14 protein-coding genes and 1 tRNA gene are annotated in these 16,279 nt (G+C 68.4%); 2 read left to right on the forward strand and 13 right to left on the reverse strand.

What is annotated here, in order from left to right; translation table 11 throughout:
• Window positions 1–469: 469 nt before the first annotated feature.
• The 10 genes from P7D22_RS05300 to P7D22_RS05345 form a co-directional block, all read right to left on the reverse strand.
• Window positions 470–2,095: an ABC transporter substrate-binding protein gene (locus P7D22_RS05300; RefSeq protein WP_319933176.1), complete on the reverse strand. Its 1,626-nt coding sequence runs from the start codon at window positions 2,093–2,095 to the stop codon at window positions 470–472.
• A gap of 23 nt (window positions 2,096–2,118) precedes the next feature.
• Window positions 2,119–3,039 (reverse strand): ABC transporter permease, encoded by a 921-nt coding sequence (locus P7D22_RS05305; RefSeq protein WP_319933177.1) that lies wholly within the window; start codon window positions 3,037–3,039, stop codon window positions 2,119–2,121.
• A complete protein-coding gene (locus P7D22_RS05310; RefSeq protein WP_319933178.1) occupies window positions 3,039–3,890 on the reverse strand; it encodes an ABC transporter permease in 852 nt (283 codons plus the stop codon). The genes P7D22_RS05305 and P7D22_RS05310 overlap by 1 nt, the downstream gene beginning before the upstream one ends.
• Window positions 3,887–4,465 carry an ANTAR domain-containing response regulator gene (locus P7D22_RS05315; RefSeq protein WP_319933179.1) on the reverse strand — a complete coding sequence of 193 codons (579 nt, stop codon included), beginning with the start codon at window positions 4,463–4,465 and terminating at the stop codon, window positions 3,887–3,889. Before P7D22_RS05315 ends, P7D22_RS05310 begins: the two co-directional genes overlap by 4 nt.
• Entirely contained in the window at window positions 4,462–5,637 is a 1,176-nt protein-coding gene (locus P7D22_RS05320; RefSeq protein ID WP_319933180.1) for a transporter substrate-binding protein, read from the reverse strand. The genes P7D22_RS05315 and P7D22_RS05320 overlap by 4 nt, the downstream gene beginning before the upstream one ends.
• Window positions 5,638–5,899: 262 nt before the next feature.
• A complete protein-coding gene (locus tag P7D22_RS05325) occupies window positions 5,900–7,114 on the reverse strand; it encodes a cysteine desulfurase-like protein (protein ID WP_319933181.1) in 1,215 nt (404 codons plus the stop codon).
• A gap of 10 nt (window positions 7,115–7,124) precedes the next feature.
• Entirely contained in the window at window positions 7,125–7,631 is a 507-nt protein-coding gene (locus tag P7D22_RS05330; RefSeq protein ID WP_319933182.1) for an ureidoglycolate lyase, read from the reverse strand.
• Window positions 7,628–8,362: an amino acid ABC transporter ATP-binding protein gene (locus tag P7D22_RS05335; protein WP_319933183.1), complete on the reverse strand. Its 735-nt coding sequence runs from the start codon at window positions 8,360–8,362 to the stop codon at window positions 7,628–7,630. Before P7D22_RS05335 ends, P7D22_RS05330 begins: the two co-directional genes overlap by 4 nt.
• Entirely contained in the window at window positions 8,362–9,033 is a 672-nt protein-coding gene (locus P7D22_RS05340; RefSeq protein ID WP_319933184.1) for an amino acid ABC transporter permease, read from the reverse strand. The genes P7D22_RS05335 and P7D22_RS05340 overlap by 1 nt, the downstream gene beginning before the upstream one ends.
• 57 nt (window positions 9,034–9,090) lie before the next feature.
• Entirely contained in the window at window positions 9,091–9,888 is a 798-nt protein-coding gene (locus P7D22_RS05345) for a transporter substrate-binding domain-containing protein (protein WP_319933185.1), read from the reverse strand.
• A 234-nt stretch (window positions 9,889–10,122) separates the two neighbouring features.
• On the opposite strand from P7D22_RS05345, the gene P7D22_RS05350 reads away from it, so the two are divergent.
• Window positions 10,123–10,779, forward strand: a complete 657-nt coding sequence (locus tag P7D22_RS05350; RefSeq protein ID WP_319933186.1) for a FadR/GntR family transcriptional regulator — start codon at window positions 10,123–10,125, stop codon at window positions 10,777–10,779.
• 59 nt (window positions 10,780–10,838) lie between these two features.
• On the forward strand, window positions 10,839–12,281 hold the full coding sequence (gene hydA, locus P7D22_RS05355) for a dihydropyrimidinase (protein WP_319933187.1): 1,443 nt from the start codon (window positions 10,839–10,841) through the stop codon (window positions 12,279–12,281).
• A 28-nt stretch (window positions 12,282–12,309) separates the two neighbouring features.
• Here the strand turns inward: hydA and P7D22_RS05360 are convergent.
• From P7D22_RS05360 to P7D22_RS05370, 3 genes are all read right to left on the reverse strand, one after another.
• Window positions 12,310–12,381, reverse strand: a tRNA-Gln gene (locus tag P7D22_RS05360).
• A 152-nt stretch (window positions 12,382–12,533) separates the two neighbouring features.
• Window positions 12,534–12,989, reverse strand: a complete 456-nt coding sequence (locus P7D22_RS05365; RefSeq protein ID WP_319933188.1) for a DUF1810 domain-containing protein — start codon at window positions 12,987–12,989, stop codon at window positions 12,534–12,536.
• A complete protein-coding gene (locus P7D22_RS05370) occupies window positions 12,989–16,222 on the reverse strand; it encodes a DEAD/DEAH box helicase (RefSeq protein ID WP_319933189.1) in 3,234 nt (1,077 codons plus the stop codon). Before P7D22_RS05370 ends, P7D22_RS05365 begins: the two co-directional genes overlap by 1 nt.
• Window positions 16,223–16,279: the final 57 nt, after the last annotated feature.

Here is a 16,279-nt window from a genome sequence, read left to right on the forward strand (position 1 = left end):
CTTGGCACCTGAGGCATGGGGCTCCCGGTTCCGGGTTCGGCTGCGCCGCCCCGGAATAACGGGGAGGGTTACGGCTCCACATAGGTGGCCTCGTGGTCGGTCCCGGGCGAGCGGGCGAAATCTTAGGGGTGGGAAGCACAGGTCGACCGGTGTGATCCCGTCATTCCGGACGAAGCGAAGCGGAGATCCGGAACCGGGAGCCTCGGCATCTGCCGTATGAGGCTCCCGGTTCCGGGTTCGGCTGCGCCGCCCCGGAATGACGGGGAGGGTTAGGGTTTCAAATTGATGGCCTCGTGGTCGTTTAGGGCAAGCAGGCGACGCCGTTGGGGATGAAGGGCACAGGTCGACCGGATGATCCCGTCATTCCGGACGACACGAAGCGGAGATCCGGAACCGGGAGCTTCGGCATCTGCCGTATGAGGCTCCCGGTTCCGGGTTCGGCTGCACCGCCCCGGGATGACGGCAAGACTTACGGCTTCACATAGATGGCCTCGTAGTCGATCACCCGCGTCGGATCGATGTAGATCTCGTCCGGCCCGCCCATGCGGGTCGATTTCGCGACAACGCGGCGCTCGTTGAACACCGGCACCCAGGGGGCCTGCTTGGCCTGGATGTCGGTGAAGATCGCCTTCCAGGTGTTATAGCGCGCCTGCTTGTCTTCAGGCTTCGACATGGCGTCGGCCTTGGTGGCGCGATCTTCAAAACCCTTGTCGCAGAACCAGCTCCAGTTCCAGCCGCCTGTCACGGCGCCGCCGCAGCCGAGGATCGGCCCGTAGAAGTCGGACGGATCGGGGAAGTCGGCGATCCAGCCCATGCCGCCCGACCAGATCAGCGGCGACTGCTCCTTGTTGCCGCCGGCCGCGATCACCTCGGGCTGCGCCAGGGCCTTGATCTCGGCCTTGATGCCCACCGCCGCGAGGTCCTGCTGGATGGCCTGCGCGATGCGGGGGTTTGGGTCGGTGTTCATGGCGAAGAGCGTGGTGGCGAAGCCATCGGCATGGCCTGCGTCGGCCAGGAGTTTCTTGGCGCCCGCGACGTCATAGGCATAGCCCTTGTAGGCGTCGTCATAGCCCGGCATCAGCGGCGGCAGCAACTGGCTGGCCGGCGTGGCGCGGCCGTTGATGATGCGGACGATGCGATCCTTGTTGATCGCCATGTTGAGGGCCTGGCGCACCCGCACATCGTCGAACGGCTTCACCGTGGTGTTGATGGTGATGTAGCTCGTCTCGAACTGCGCCCGGTCGACGATCTGGTCCTTGCCCTCGGGCGAATTCTTGATCTCGAGATATTTGGCGGGCGGGATGCCGTCCCCCGCAATATCGACCTCGCCCTTCTGCAAACGCAGGATGGCGACGAGCGGCTCCTGGCCGATCTCGACCCGAAAACCGTCGATCTGGGGGCGGTCGCGGAAATAGGCGGCGTTGCGGCTGAACACGAGCCGCTGGCCCGGCACCCATTCATCGAGCTTGAAGGCACCGGAGCCCACCGGGTGCTTGCCGAAATCGGCGCCAGCAGCGTCGGCGGCCTCCTTGGGCACCACGGAAGCGAAGTTCAGCGCCAGCACGTTGAGAAAGGTGGCGTCGGGCTGCGACAAGGTGAATTTCACCGTCGCGTCGTCGGGCGCCTCGATGCCCGAGATCGTCGTGGCCGAGCCGTCGGCCATCTTGTCCTGACCGACGACCGAATGGAAGAAGCCGCCGCCCGGTCCCTGGGTCTTCGGGTTCACGGCCCGCTCGATGGAATATTTGACGTCGGCGGCCACGAGCTTGCGGCCATTGGTGAACGTCGCCTTCGGGTCGAGCGTGAAGACATAGGTGAGCCCGTCGGGCGAGATCGTCCACGACTTCGCCAAGGAGGGGATGATCTCCGTGGTGCCGAAGCGGTAGTCGACAAGGCGCGAAAACAGGCCGTTGATCATCGACCAGTTCTGCCAATCATAGCCGATGGCCGGGTCGAGCGTCGCCATATCGTCCTTGTAGGTCACCACGATGGTGCCGCCCTGGGCGGGCTTGTCCTGCGCCATCCCGGGCGAAGCCCCGAGCGCAGCCGTCAGCGCCAGGGCGGCGGTGGAGGCGGTCAACCAACTCTTGCGCATTGCTGTGACTCCCTTGAGCGAAATTATCGGCCGCGGATGCGGGGATCGAGGATGGGGGCGGCGGCGTCGGCCAGCAGGTTGCCGCCGACAATGAACAGCGAGGACACCAGCGTGACGCCCATGATGATCGGCACATCGGCCTGCTGGATGGCCTGCCAGGCAAGCTGGCCGATGCCGGGCCAGCCGTAGACCGCCTCGACCACCACGACGCCCCCCATGAACTGGCCGATGTCGATGCCGATCATCGCCACGATGGGCAGCAGGGCATTGGGCAGGGCGTGACGCAGGATGACGCGACGCCAGGAGAGGCCCTTGGCGCGGGCCGTGCGCACGTAATCCTGGGCGAGCACGTCGATCATGGCGGAGCGCACCATGCGGGCATACCAGCCGGCGCCCAGCAGCCCGAGCGTCAGGGCCGGCAGCACGACGTGGCGTGCGGTGCCAAAGCCGCTCATCGGAAACCAGCCGAGTTGAGCCGCGAAGACGTAGAGCAGCAGCAGCGCCACCACGAATTGCGGCGATGACACGCCCACAAAGGCGAGCGTCATCACGAGGCGGTCGGCAAAACCGTTGCGGCGCACCGCCGCCAGTGTGCCGAGCGCCACCCCGAGCCCCACCTCGACCGTGATGCCGGCGGCCATCAGCACCAGCGTCGCGGGCATCCGTGAAACGATGAGCGTCGCGACAGGGCTGCGCTGAATATAGGACCGGCCGAGATCGCCCTGCAGCAGCCCCGACAGGTAGTGCCAGAACTGGACCGGCAGCGGCAGGTCGAGGCCGAGCTGATGGCGCACGTTGCTGATCATCTGCGCATTGGCGCTGCGGCCCGCCACCAGCGCGGCCGGGTCGGCCGGTAGGAAGTGGAGCAGCAGAAAGGTGACGAGCGCGACGCCGAACAGGATCGCGAGCGCCTGGGCGAGCCGGCGGGCCAGCAGGGCCGCCATCAGCCGCGCCCCCGCTGAGTCGGATCGAGCAGGTCGCGCAGGGCGTCGCCGACGAGGTTGAAGGAGAGCGCCGTGGCCAGGATGATGGCGCCCGGGATGAAGACGAGCCAGGGCGCCGCCTGAAAGTAGCTTTGAGACTCGAAGATGATGTTGCCCCAGGAGGGCTGCGGCGGCTGCACGCCGACACCGAGGAAGCTCAGCGTCGCCTCGAGCAGCACCGTGGTGGCGATGCCGAGCGTGCCCCAGACGATCGCGGTGGGCATGAGGTGCGGCGCGATGTGGTGGACCAGGATGCGGACGTTGCCGGCCCCGAGCGACCGCTCGGCCAGGATGAAGTCGCGTTCGGCGAGCCCCCGCGTTTCCGTATAGACGATGCGGGCGACCTGCACCCAGTTCACCAGCGCGATGACGAGCGCCACGATCCATAGGCTCGGGTGCAGCAGCGCCGCCAGCACGATGGCGAGCAACAGCGCCGGGAAGGCCATCATCAGATCGGTGAAGCGCATCAACACGGCCCCGGTGAGGCCGCCGACATAGCCGGCCACGATGCCGACAAGCATGCCGATCGCCACCGCGACGCCATTGGCCACCAGCCCGATCAACAACGAGGTTCGGGCGCCGAACAGCAGCCGGGACAGCAGGTCGCGGCCCAGCGTGTCGGTGCCGAGCCAGTATTTCGGGCCCGGTGCCAGCGGCGCACCGTCGAGGCTGAGGCCGTCGAAGGGCTGGTCGGCCGGCGCAAAGGGGGCGAGCCACGGTGCCAGCAGCGCCGCCAGCACCACGAGCGCGATGATGGCGAGGCCAAGAAGGGTGGCGGGCCGCTCGGCCAAGCCCGACGCGAGGCGTCTCATGCGCGCCGACCCTGGCCGGCCGCCAGCAGCGCGGCGGCGCATTGTTCGAGCGTCAGCCGATGCCGCATCGCTTCGCCGCGAAGGTGCCGATAGGCCTCCTCCTCGGTCCAGCCCTGCTCCGCACGCAGCCCCTCCACCGCACCGAACACGAGGGGCCGCAGCCGAAGGCGTTCGCGCAATTCGCCGAGGACGGCGGCGGCGGCACACGCTTCGTCATGCCGTCGCGTCGCCATGACGAGCGCAGGATACACGGCCGAAGGCGTGACGGGCTTGGCCAGCAGGGCATCGGCGCCCTGGTCGAGCGCCCAGGCGACGCGGCCCGGCGCCTCGGACGCCAGCAGAGCGACGAGCGGCACCGGCTTGTTGTCGCGCTCCCGCCACGGCAGCAGACCGGTCCAGCCCTCGTCGGCATCGACCAGCACGATGTCGGCCTCGGTGGCGTGGTCGAGCGGTCGCCAGCGCACCGCCACAGTGAGGCCGAGCAGCGTCAACTGACGCGCGAGCCGCTCCGTGGTTTCGCTCGGACGATGCAGCACGACAGCGCGCTGGCCGCGAAAGTTCGGGGTGCCGCTCATGACACGACCCGCAGGCGTGGACGGCCTGCCTCGGGCACGAGCGGGCGCGGCCCCGTCAGGTAGGGGTCGGCGGCGCGACGCGGCCCGCTGCCGATCACCTCGAAGCCGTCGCCGGCAATCCGCCCCAGCCAGAACGGCAAGGCGGCGTGGTTGGTGGCCGGGTCGATGCGGAGCGGGCCGAGGGGACCCTCGGTTTCCGGCCCATCGAGCGCGGCCCGCAGGCGCGTGGGATCGTCGGTGCCGCAACGCAACGCCGCCTCGCCCAGCAGCCGCACGGTCGCGTAGCCGGTGGCGAAGTAGCTCGACACCCGCCGCGTCGCGCCGAAGCGTGCCGCCGCCCGCGCCTTGAGGCGTCGGGCCTGCGACGTGTCGAGGCATTCGAAGAAGGCCGCGGCCGCGAGCTGGCCATCCGCCACCCCGGCGCCGATCTCGGGCAGTTCCGCCTCGGTGAGGTCGCAGCTTACCACGGGGCAGCGCTTCGGCCGAAACGCCGGGTCGCGCCGCCCGAGGTCCCGCATGGCCCGGAGAAAAGCGTGGTTCGCGGGCCCGAGCATGTTCGACAGGACAAAATCCGGGCGCCGCGCCTCGACGGCCGCCACCAGCCCGGCGACGTCGGTTTCGGCGATCGGCAAGCAACGCTCGCCCACGATTGATCCGCCAGCTTCGGTGACGATCTCGCGGGCGAGCCGGTTCATCTCCCAGCCCCAGACGTAGTTGGCCCCCGCCAGGAACACGCGCCGGCCATAGGCCGGGAGCATGTGGGCGAAGAGCGGCACGAGGTGCTGGTTGGGACAGCCTCCGGTGTAGACGACGTTCGGATTGGCTTCGAAGCCCTCGTAAGGACACACGTACCACAGCGTGGCATCGTGCTTCTCGACCACCGGGATCACGTCCTTGCGGGATTGCGACGTGACGGTGCCGACGATGTGCCGGCACCCATCCTCGGTCAGCATCCGGCGCGCCAGGGCGATGTAGCGGTCGCCCACCCCGCCCGGATCACCGATCACGGGTTCGATCGCCAGCGCTGATCCCTGCTCGGCCCGGAGTTCGTCCAGCGCCAGCAGCGCCCCGTCGCGGCAGTCGCGCCCAAGCGCGGCCGTATCGCCGGCGGTCGAGAACAGGATGCCAAGGCGAAGAACACTCAGGGTGCGGCTCCAACGAAAACGCCCCATGACGCACAGCCTCGCTTGGGAGGCGGCATCATGGGGCGCGATTGCCCGGTGGCCTTTGCGGCCGAAGAATGTGAGGGGCACGAAGCCCCTCGCCGCCTGAGAATGGCAGGTCACAAAGGCGAGTCAACAAGAGCTCTGCCTAAACGGAAAGCATCAGCGCCGTTATGATTGGCGGGTCGACAAAGGTTGCACAGTCTGCGAGCAGCAACCCCTGTGAGCCGCCGCGCAGGGCCGCGCTCGCAGCATCAACCGCGACCGGCAATCAATGAAGCGCCCGATCGAGGGCCGCGACGAGACGGTCGACCTCCTCAAGCGTGTTGTAATGCACCATCGACACCCGCACGACGCCGCCGTCGGCCGCGAGGCCGAGATGTTCGACGAGGCGGCGGGAATGGAAATCGCCGAAGCGAATGCCAACCGCCGCGGCGTCGACGTCCCGCACGATCGCGTCGGAGTGTCGGCCATCGAGCTTGAAGGCGATCGTCGGCACCCGCAGTGCCGCGTCACCGGCACGATGGCCGACGATGCGGACGTCGTTCCGCCCGTTCAGATAGCCGAGCAGGCGCTCGGACAGGCTTTCCTCTTGAACCGCAATGGCATCGAAGGCCCGCGTGATCGCGGCCCGGTCGCCGGTGCCGCCCCCGAGCGCGTCGAGGTAATCGACGATGCCGGCAGCGCCCCAGGCGAGCTCGTAATTGGCATTGCCGGGCTCGAGCTTCGCAGGCACTTTGTCGCGGCCGTAGAAGTAATGGTAGAGGCCGTCGAGCTCGAGCAGCCGATCATGCTTGCCGTACATCACGGCGAAATGCGGCCCGTAGGTCTTGTAGAAGCTGAACACGTAGTAATCGACGTCCCAGGCCTGCACGTCGACGGCGCGATGCGGCGCATAGGCGACGGCATCCACCGCGATTGCGGCACCGCGGGCGTGAACCCGCTTGGCGATCTCGGCGACCGGATTGATCGTGCCGAGGATGTTCGAGGTGTGGGTCACGGCGACGAGCCGCGTGCGCGGCCCCATCAGCCGGTCGAGTGCGTCGAGGTCGACCGTCAGGGTGTCGGGATCGAGGCTCCAGGTTTTGATGACGATGCCGCGCTTTTCCAGCGCGCGCCACGGGCCGATGTTCGATTCATGGTCGAAATCGGTGACCACGATCTCGTCGCCAGGCTGGAGCTGTCCCTCCATGGCGTGGGCGAGCCACTGGAACAGCACCGTCGTCGAGGGACCGAGAACGATCTCCTCGGGCCGGGCCGCGTTCAGCATCAAGGCGATGCGGGCGCGAGCCTCGCTTAGCCGTTCGACGGCGCGCCGCGACTGCGGGTAGCTGGCGCCCGTCTGCACGCTGGTGGTGAGCAGGTAGTCGCGCACCCGGTCGGCCACGTTGCCGAGCACGAGGGAGCCACCGGCATTGTCGAAATAAGCGAAGCCGTCCGCGAGGGCAGGAAACTGGCTGCGCACAAAGGCGAGGTCGAGGGCCATGGTGTGTCTGTCAGGGTTCGAGAATCAGGAGGGGGGCGTCGAGGCGGTGCTCGATGCAATCGCGGGCGTCGCCATGCTCGGCCATCAGCATCAGCAGGTCGCCGCCCGTGCCGAGCGCCAGGATGGGGGTGTGCCATTGATCGACGCGGTAGCTCATTCCCATGCCGGCGCGGCCCAGGAAGGCGCGTGCCCGCAAGCGATCAGGCTTGCCGTCGTGTCCCGGGGGCGCCACAACGACGAGGAAGAGCGCCACGTCGAGCGACACGAAGCTTTGCGCCGCCTCGGGATGCCGCTCGAACAGCGACACGCGCAAAGGCCATGCCTGCGCGTCGGTGCGATAAAGCGCGAGGCGCGGTCGGGTGCCGGGCCGGGTGTCGAACAGCGCCGCCGTGTCGGCGCGCAGCGCCGTGCCCTCGTTGACCGGCCGTGCCAGACCGGCGTCGAAGCGGATCACGCTGCCGAACGGCGCAAAAGCGTCGGGCTCCAGCGGCTCGGGCCGCAGCGCGAGGACGCTCAATGGGGCAGCACGGCTTGCAGAAAGCCGCGCAGCCGCGGATCGCGCGGCGCGTCGAACAGCGTCGAAGGCGGGCCCTCCTCGACGAGGCGGCCATGATCCATGAACACCACCCGGTCGGCGACCCGGCGCGCGAAGCCCATTTCATGGGTCACCACGATCATCGTGACGCCCGTGCGGGCCAGGGCCTGCATCACGTCCAGCACCTCGCCCACCATCTCGGGGTCGAGCGCCGAGGTGGGCTCGTCGAACAACAACAGCTTGGGCTCCATGGCGAGCGCGCGGGCGATGCCGACGCGCTGCTGCTGTCCGCCGGAGAGCTGCGCCGGATATTTGGTTACATGGGCCGCGAGGCCGACGCGCTCGAGCAGTTTACGTGCGCGATCTTCCGCATCGCGCCACGACAGACCGCGCACCCGCACGGGCGCCAGCGCCACGTTGCGCAGCACGCTCAAATGGGGGAACAGATTGAAGTTCTGGAACACCATGCCGGTTTCGGCCCGGATGCGGGTGAGTTGGCGCGTGTCGCCGACCGTGAAGCCGTCCACCACGATGGCGCCGGCATCATGGGCCTCCAGCCGGTTGATGCAGCGGATCAACGTCGACTTGCCCGAGCCCGAGGGTCCGATCACCACCAGGGTCTCGCCCGACTGGACGTCGAAGGTGACGTCGTCGAGGGCCGTAAAGCGGCCGAAGCGCTTGGTGACGCCGCGCAGGCTGACGATGGTCGGCATCAGCGCCCCCGCCGGTTGAGCCGGGCCTCGAGCAGGCCGACCCCGCGCACGAAAGGCAACAGCATGAGTACATAGATCACGGCGGCGCCAATGAGCGGCGTCGGATTGGCGGCGAGCGCCTGCGCCTGGGTGGCCTGCTTGAGGAGGTCCGGCATCGCTACCACGGACGCCAGCGCCGTATCCTTCATCACGTTGATGGCGTTGGAGGTGAGCGGCGGAATGACCAGCTTGATGGCTTGCGGCAGGATGATGTCGGTCATTTGACGCACGGCGTTCAGGCCGAGCGCGCGGGCGGCCTCGAACTGCCCGCGCGGCACGCCCTCGATGCCGGCCCGCAGGATCTCGGCCGAATACGCCGCCGAGACCAGGCTCAGCGCGCTTGTGGCGGCCCAGAAGGGCGACAAGCGCAGGCCCACGAAGGGCAGCGCATAATAAATGACGATCAACAGCACCAGCACCGGCACGGAGCGGAACACATCGATATAGGCGACCGCCAGCGGGCCGAGCAGCCGACCGCCGTAAAGCCGCAGCAGCACCAGCACGAGGCCGCCCGCGAGGCCGAGCCCGATCGCGGTGAGCCCGAGGCCAAGCGTGATACCGAGGCCGCGCAGCAGCATCGGCAGGGCCTCGATGAAGACGGGCCAGTTCAGAAAAGTGTCGAAGACAGACATGGGGGATCGAAGCGTCGAGGGCCGCGTCGCGTCAGAAAACGGCGCGGCCTCGATGCCTCACAGCTTCGGCATGTCGGCCTTGGCCACCGTGGAGGTCGTCGGCTCCGCCTTGGTGCCGAACCACTTTTCATGCAGGCCGGCGATGAATCCCTCGCCCTTCAGCGTGGTGATGACGTCATCCACCTTGTTGGCGAGAGGGCTGTTCTTGGCGAACATCACCGAATATTTCTCGCCGGTCGGAATGCGCTCGACGACCTTATAGGCCGGCTTGTCCTTGACGTAATATTGCAGCGCCGGAATGTCGCTGACGTAGCCGTCGATGCGGCCGGCCGCGAGGTCGAGCATCGCGGGCGCAAGGCCCTCGTAGCGGCGGATGTCGGCGAACTTTGCCTCGTCCTTGTGCTTCTCGGCCCACATGTCGCCGGTCGAGCCGGTGTCGACGCCGACCGGCTTGCCGCTCATGCCCTTCAGGTCCGTGATACCGGCATCGGCCTTGACGGTGAGCGATTGGTCGCTGTCGTAATAGGGCTGGGCGAAGGACACGCTGGCGAGCCGCTTCGGCGTGATGGTGATGGACGACACGGCGGCGTCGATCTGGCCGGATTGCACGGCGGCGAACAAGCCCGTGAACGGGATGTTGACGAAGCTGACATCCATGCCGAGCCGCTTGCCGACCTCCTTCATCAGGTCGACCTCGAAGCCGACGGTCTCTCCCTTGGCGTCCTGGAACTCCCAGGGCACGTTGCCGATGTTGGCACCAACCTTCATGTCGGCCGCATGGGCTTGCGCCGTCACCCCGAACCCGAACGCCAGCACCGCCGCGCCGAGCAGGTGCCGCTTGGAAAGCATCGTCATCGAAATCGCTCCTGATCGCTGCAATTGGTAAGACCGGTTTGACCAATAGAAAGTGATTGGATTCCGTGGTAGCGTCAATCTGACTTTGTTGGTCCGACAGGACACAATCGCCACGCCGATGGGAAATGTTAGGCACGATGAGCACCGATAAGGCAGCGGCGCAGTCTGTCCGGCGCGATGCGTGACGGCGCTATCCCGCCTGTTGCGGCGGCCTCCCCAGGTGAACGTGCTCCCGTGCCGCGCACCGTATCGGACCACCTGCAGGCGCTGATCCTGCAGGGGGGCCTGCAGCCAGGCGACCGGCTGCCGTCGCAACGCGACCTTGCGGAACGGCTCGGCGTCAGCCGCCCGTCGCTCCGGGAAGCCATCTCGGTGCTGGAAGCCCTGGGGCTCGTCAGGGTGCGGGTCGGGTCGGGCGTCTATGTGGCGCCGCGATCCGCCCGGGCGCCGTTGTGGCGCTTCGCCGACCGGTGCAGCCCGCGCGACGTTTACGAGGCGCGCCTCGGGCTCGAAGGCTACGCCGCACGGCTGGCGGCGCAGCGCGCCTCCGACCTCGACGGGAGCCGGCTCGACGACGCGACCGGAGCCATGCGGGGCGCGCTGGCAATGGACGATATCGCCGGCATGGCGGCGGCCGATGCCGCCTTTCACGATCTCGTCTTCGCGCTGGCCGCCAATCCGGTGCTGGCCGGCATGTATAAGCCCGTGCGCGACCTCGCGGTCGAAACCCAGCGGCTGCCTATGACGCTGCGCATCCGGCTCGGCGACACGTTGCGGGAGCACGAGGACGTGTGCGCCGCCATCACGGCCGGCGATGCGGCGGCTGCCGAAGCCGCGATGATCCGGCATATCCGGGCTGCGGCGCGGCGCTATGGCATCGAGGTCGCCTGAGCGGCCTCGCACGAACTGGCGGCCCGCTTGCAGGGGCGCGACCACCAAGGAGCAAGCGCATGAACATCCACGACCTCGTGATCCGCGGCGGCACGGTCGTCACCGCCTCCGACACCTTCGTGGCCGACATCGGCATCGTGGACGGCCGCATCGTCACGCTCGGCACGGGCCTCGACGGGCGGGAAGCGATAGACGCCACCGGGCGCCTCGTGCTGCCGGGCGGCGTCGACAGCCATTGCCATATCGAGCAACTCGAGGCCGACGGCTCGGTGCACGAGGAAAGTTTCGAGAGCGCCGCGCGCTCGGCCTTTGCGGGCGGCACAACGACCGTCATCCCCTTCGCGCCGCAGTTCAAGGGCGAGCCCATCGCGGCCCACGCCGACGATTATCGAGCCCGCGCGGCACGCTCGCCCATCGACTACGCGCTGCACCAGATCATTACCGACCCCACCCCGGATGTGCTCGACCGCGAGGTGCCGGCGCTCGTCGGCGCGGGCGTGCGTAGCCTGAAAGTGTTCCTGACCTACGATCCGCTGCACATCGACGATCGGCAGTTCCTCGCCGTGCTGGCGGCCGCCAAGCGGGTCGGGGCCACGGTGTGCGTCCATTGCGAGAACTACGAGGCGATCCGTTGGCGCGCGGAAGCGCTGCTGCGCGCCGGACGGCCCGAGCCCGCTTCGCATGCGGTGTCGCGGCCGAAGCTGGTCGAGCGCGAGGCGACCTACCGGGCCATCGCGCTGGCGGAGCTCGTCGACCAGCCGATCCACATCTTCCACGTGTCCTGCGCCGAGGTGGCGGAGGAAATCGCCCGCGCCCGGGCACGCGGCGTGAAAGTGACGGGCGAGACCTGCCCGCAGTATCTCGTGCTAACCGCGGCCGACATGGCGCGGCCCGGCCGCGAGGGCGCCAAATTCATGTGCAGCCCGAGCCCGCGCGAGGCCGGCGACGCCGAAGGCTTGTGGGCCGCGATCCGGGCCGGCACGCTCGACGTGATCTCGTCCGACCATTGCGGCTTCAGCTTCGGCGGCCAGGCGGGCAAGTGGCTGAACGGCGCCGACAGCGACTTCACCCGCATCCCGAACGGCATCCCGGGCCTCGCGGCGCGGCTGCCGCTGGTGTTCAGCGAAGGCGTCGCCAGCGGCCGCATCGAGGTCACCGACTTCGTGCGGCTAACCGCCACGACGCCGGCTAAACGCTTCGGCCTTTACCCGCGTAAGGGCACGATCGCGCCGGGCAGCGACGCCGACCTGGTGCTATGGGACCCCACACGGCGGGTGACGCTTACCAACGCCCTGATGCAGCACGCGATCGACTACACGCCCTACGAGGGCCACGAAGTCACCGGCTGGCCCACGCTGACGCTCGCGCGCGGGCAGGTCGTCATGCGCGACGGCACCGTCACGGCGACGCTTGGCGCCGGACGCTTCCTGCCGGCCGATCTGCCACGCGACGCCCGCCCACGTGGCCTGGTGCCGGACGGCTTCGACGCCGCGCTGGTGTGAGCGGCAACACGGGAGTCAGGCTAAATCGCTGGGGCGGGAGGACTCGAACCTCCGAATGGCGGAATCAAAATCCGCTGCCTTACCGCTTGGCGACGCCCCATCGCGGTGGAGCCAACCTATAAGGGCACGCTGCGGGTGACTCAATGGCGGCGATGAGAATTTCTGTCGGGTTTATTGATGTTGGGCCATCGGACGCCGCAGCACCGGTATCGGCACCGCGGTTCAACACGAATGCGCCATGCGCTGTGCACCTTAAGCCGAGGCAAGACGCGCCAACGTCTGCGGGTCGGGCCGGGCGTCGAAGAAGGTCCTGAGCGCACGCTGAAATGGCGCGCGATCCGGCGCCACGGCCGCGAACAAGGTCATGCTCGATCGGAACTTGATGTCGTCGGGCGCACCGAAGATGGCCGAGGCGCTTCGGCCCGCATGACCATTCACCAGCGCGGTCGCATCGAAGAGGCGCCGGCCGAGCACCGGGTGCGCCAGATAGGCCCGAGCCTCGGCGGCGGACGCGATGGCATAGCGCTGGGCCATCGCGCTGTGGCCGAGTCCCGCAATCTGCGGGAACACGAACCACATCCAGTGGCTCGCCTTCCGACCACGCCGCAACTCGTCCAGAACCTCGTCGATCACCAGGGCTTGCGCAGCGACGAAGCGCTCGAGGCCATGCGGATCAGGCCCCGCGCCGACGTCTCCAGGGTCGCTCATCAGCCGAGGCCCTGCAGCAGGTGGCTCGACATTTCGAGGCGTTCCGCCACTTCGGCGGACGGAACCACATCAAACAACAGGCGGCCCTTGCTGATGCGGGCCTTCGGCGGTGCCGCCGCGCCCCCGATCAGATCTTCCGGGCGGGTGCCGCGGCAGGGCGTGAAAGCGATGGCCTTCGGGCCCACATCGACCCGGGCGATGCGATGGCTGCGGCACAGGCAGCGTAGCCGCGCCCGTGCCAGCAGGGCCGCCGCCTCGGGCGGCAATGGGCCGAAGCGGTCCTCGATCTCCTCCACCAGCAGGTCGAGGTCATGCGCGTCGCTGGCGCGCGCCAGACGCGCATAAAGGTTCAGCCGCAGCTCCGGCTCGGGGATATAGGCTTCGGTCAGCGCGCCGGCGTCGCCAAGGTGGAGTTCGGGCACCCAATCGTCTTCTTGCCCCGAGCCGAGCGCCTGCAGGGCGCGCTGCAGCAGGTGCTGGTAGAGGCCAAGGCCGATCAAATGGCCATGACCGGCCTGATGCTCGCCGATCAGGTCGCCGGCGCCACGGGCATCGAGATCCTGGGCGCTGATGGCCATGCCGCTGCCGAGGCGGTCAAGCCGCGCCAGGGTGGCCAGGCGACGCGCGGTGGCTGGAGCCAGATCGTGCCCGGGTTCCGTCATCAGGTAGCAGACGCCCTGGTGGCGACCGCGACCGACGCGGCCCCGCATCTGGTGCAGCTCCGCCAAGCCGAAGCGGTCGGCCCGGCAGATCACCATCGTGTTGGCACGCGGCACGTCGAGCCCGCTTTCGATGATGCTCGTGGCCAGCAGCACGTCGCCGTCGCCGGCCGCAAAGGCCGTCATCGTGTCGTCGATCTCGGCCACCGGCATCTCACCATGCGCGACCTTCAGGCTCAACTCGGGAACGAGACCCTGCAGGCTACGACTCAGCGGCAGCAGGTCCTCGATCCGCGGCACAACGACGAAGCTTTGGCCGCTGCGCCCTTTTTCCTTCAGCAAGGCCGCGCGCAGCACCGCCGTATCGAACGGTTCCAGCAACGTGCGGATCGGACGGCGGCGGGCTGGCGGCGTGGCGATGACGCTCAAATCCTGCAGGCCGGCCAATGCCGATTGCAGGGTGCGCGGGATCGGCGTGGCGGTCATCACCAGCACGTGCACGCCCCTGCCCAGCACCCGCACCTGGGCCTTGTCGTCCGCCCCGAAACGCTGTTCCTCGTCGATGATCAGCAGACCGAGGTCTTTGAACACCATGCCCGGATCGCACAAAGCCTGCGTGCCGATGACGAGGCGGATCGTTCCATCGGCCAAGCCCGCCTTGACGCGCTTCACCTCCGCCGGGGCCACGAGGCGCGACAGCTGCGCCACCTCGATCCCGAGCGCCGCGAAGCGATGCTGGAAACATTGCATGTGCTGGCGGGCCAGCACGGTCGTGGGCGCCACGATGGCCACCTGATGCCCGGCCAACACGGCCGCGGCGGCGGCACGGAGCGCCACCTCGGTCTTGCCGAAGCCGACGTCGCCGACGATCAAACGATCCATCGGACGCGTGCCGGCGAGGTCGCGGAGGCAATCGTCGATGGCGTGCATCTGGTCGGCCGTGGGCGCGAAGGCAAACCCGGCGACGAAGCGCTCGTAGTCGCGCCGCGGCGGCACGATCTTGGGGGCCGTCACCTTGCGACGCGCTTGCGAGGCCGCCACGAGGGCTGTGGCGCTGGCCTGGATGTCGCGTGCCAATTGGGCTTGGCGCTTCGGCCAGGCATGGCCGCCGAGCTTATCGAGCGTCACCGAGGCCCCGGCGCCGCCGTAACGCCAAAGGCGGTCGAGCTGGTCCACCGGCACCAGAAGGTCGGCATCGTCGGCGAAGCGGAGGCGAACCGCATCGTAGTGGCCGCCGCCGCCCTGAACGGTCTCGAGGTCCTTCAGCATGCCCATGCCGTGATCGAGGTGGATCACGACGTCACCCGCCATGAAGTCGCCATCACCGAGGTGCCACGGCACCGGGGCTGCCCGGGTGGATAGAGCCCGCGCGTGATGGCCCAACAGATCAGCCGCCGTCACCAGCACGGCCGCGCCCGGCTCGTCGACAAAGCCATGGTCGGCCGAGATGCGGATGAGCGCCACCGAGCCGCCCTCCATGCCGGCGAGGTCGGCCCAGCGATCGATCCGCTGCGGCACGGCGCAGGTGGCGCGCTCGGCCTGTTTGGCCATGGTGACGAGCTCACGCTCGCGCGCGGCCCCGAGCACCACGCGCTGGCCTTGCGCCATCGCATCGGCCAGATAGGCCGAGAAGGCTTGGCCCGGCTTGTCATCCAGGCAGAACCGGGGAACGTCGCCCCCGTCGGTGTCCGGAAACGGCCGCGCTCTCGCGTTGGTGGCGGCGTCCCACGCCTGCCGATCCAGGTAAAGGCGTTGCGGGGGCAGAATGTGTGTCACAGCGCTTCCGGAGGCCGCATCGGTCGCCTTGCGGTCGCGATACGCGTCGTCGATCTCCCCGAACAAGCGGTCGAGGCGGCGGGCGGCCTGAGGCTCGATCAGCATCGCGGCATCGGGCACGAGGTCGAAGATCGTTTCGCTGCCGTCGTAGTATTCCGGCCAGCGATGTTCGATTCCCTCGGCTCGCGTCGGGTCTGTGTCGGGCAGCACCACCTCCGACATCGCGTCGATGCGGATCGCGCTCACCTCGCTGACGCTGCGCTGCGTTGCTGGGTCATAGCGGTGGATCGCCCCGATGCGGCCGGCCTCGATGCCGATGCGATAGGGCCGCGCTACCGCGGCGAAGATGTCGACCACCTCGCCCCGGATGGCGAACTGGCCGGGGTCGTCCACACGGTCGGAATGATGGAAGCCGATCGCGGTGCAAGCCCGCGCGAAGGCCACGAGATCCACCGTCGCACCGACCTTCAGCACGAGCGGCTTCGGCAGGGCCCCGCACGGCGGCAGACGCTGAACGGCCGCTTCGGGGGTGGTGATCACATAGGCGGGCGAGCGGACCGCAGCATCGGCCAGAACCCGCATGCGTAGCCCCATGAGATCGGCCGACGGTGGGGCTCGGTCATAGGGGAGGCAGTCCCAGGCCGGCAGGTAACAACCAGCATGGTCGGGCGCGAGCTGCGACACCAAGCGAGCCAACGACTCGGCTTTCTGCTCGCATTCCACCACGACGAGCACGCCGCCTTCGGCCTCGACGGACTGCAGCAGCCGCACCGCCAACAAGGATACAGATTCGTCCACGCGACACTCCCGAACCCGACGGCGCCTCGACGCCCGTCCGACGACTGGCAACGTCGC

Origin of the sequence: Lichenihabitans sp. Uapishka_5 (genome assembly GCF_033947565.1) — a bacterium.
In the GTDB taxonomy this organism is placed as follows: Bacteria; Pseudomonadota; Alphaproteobacteria; order Rhizobiales; family Beijerinckiaceae; genus Lichenihabitans.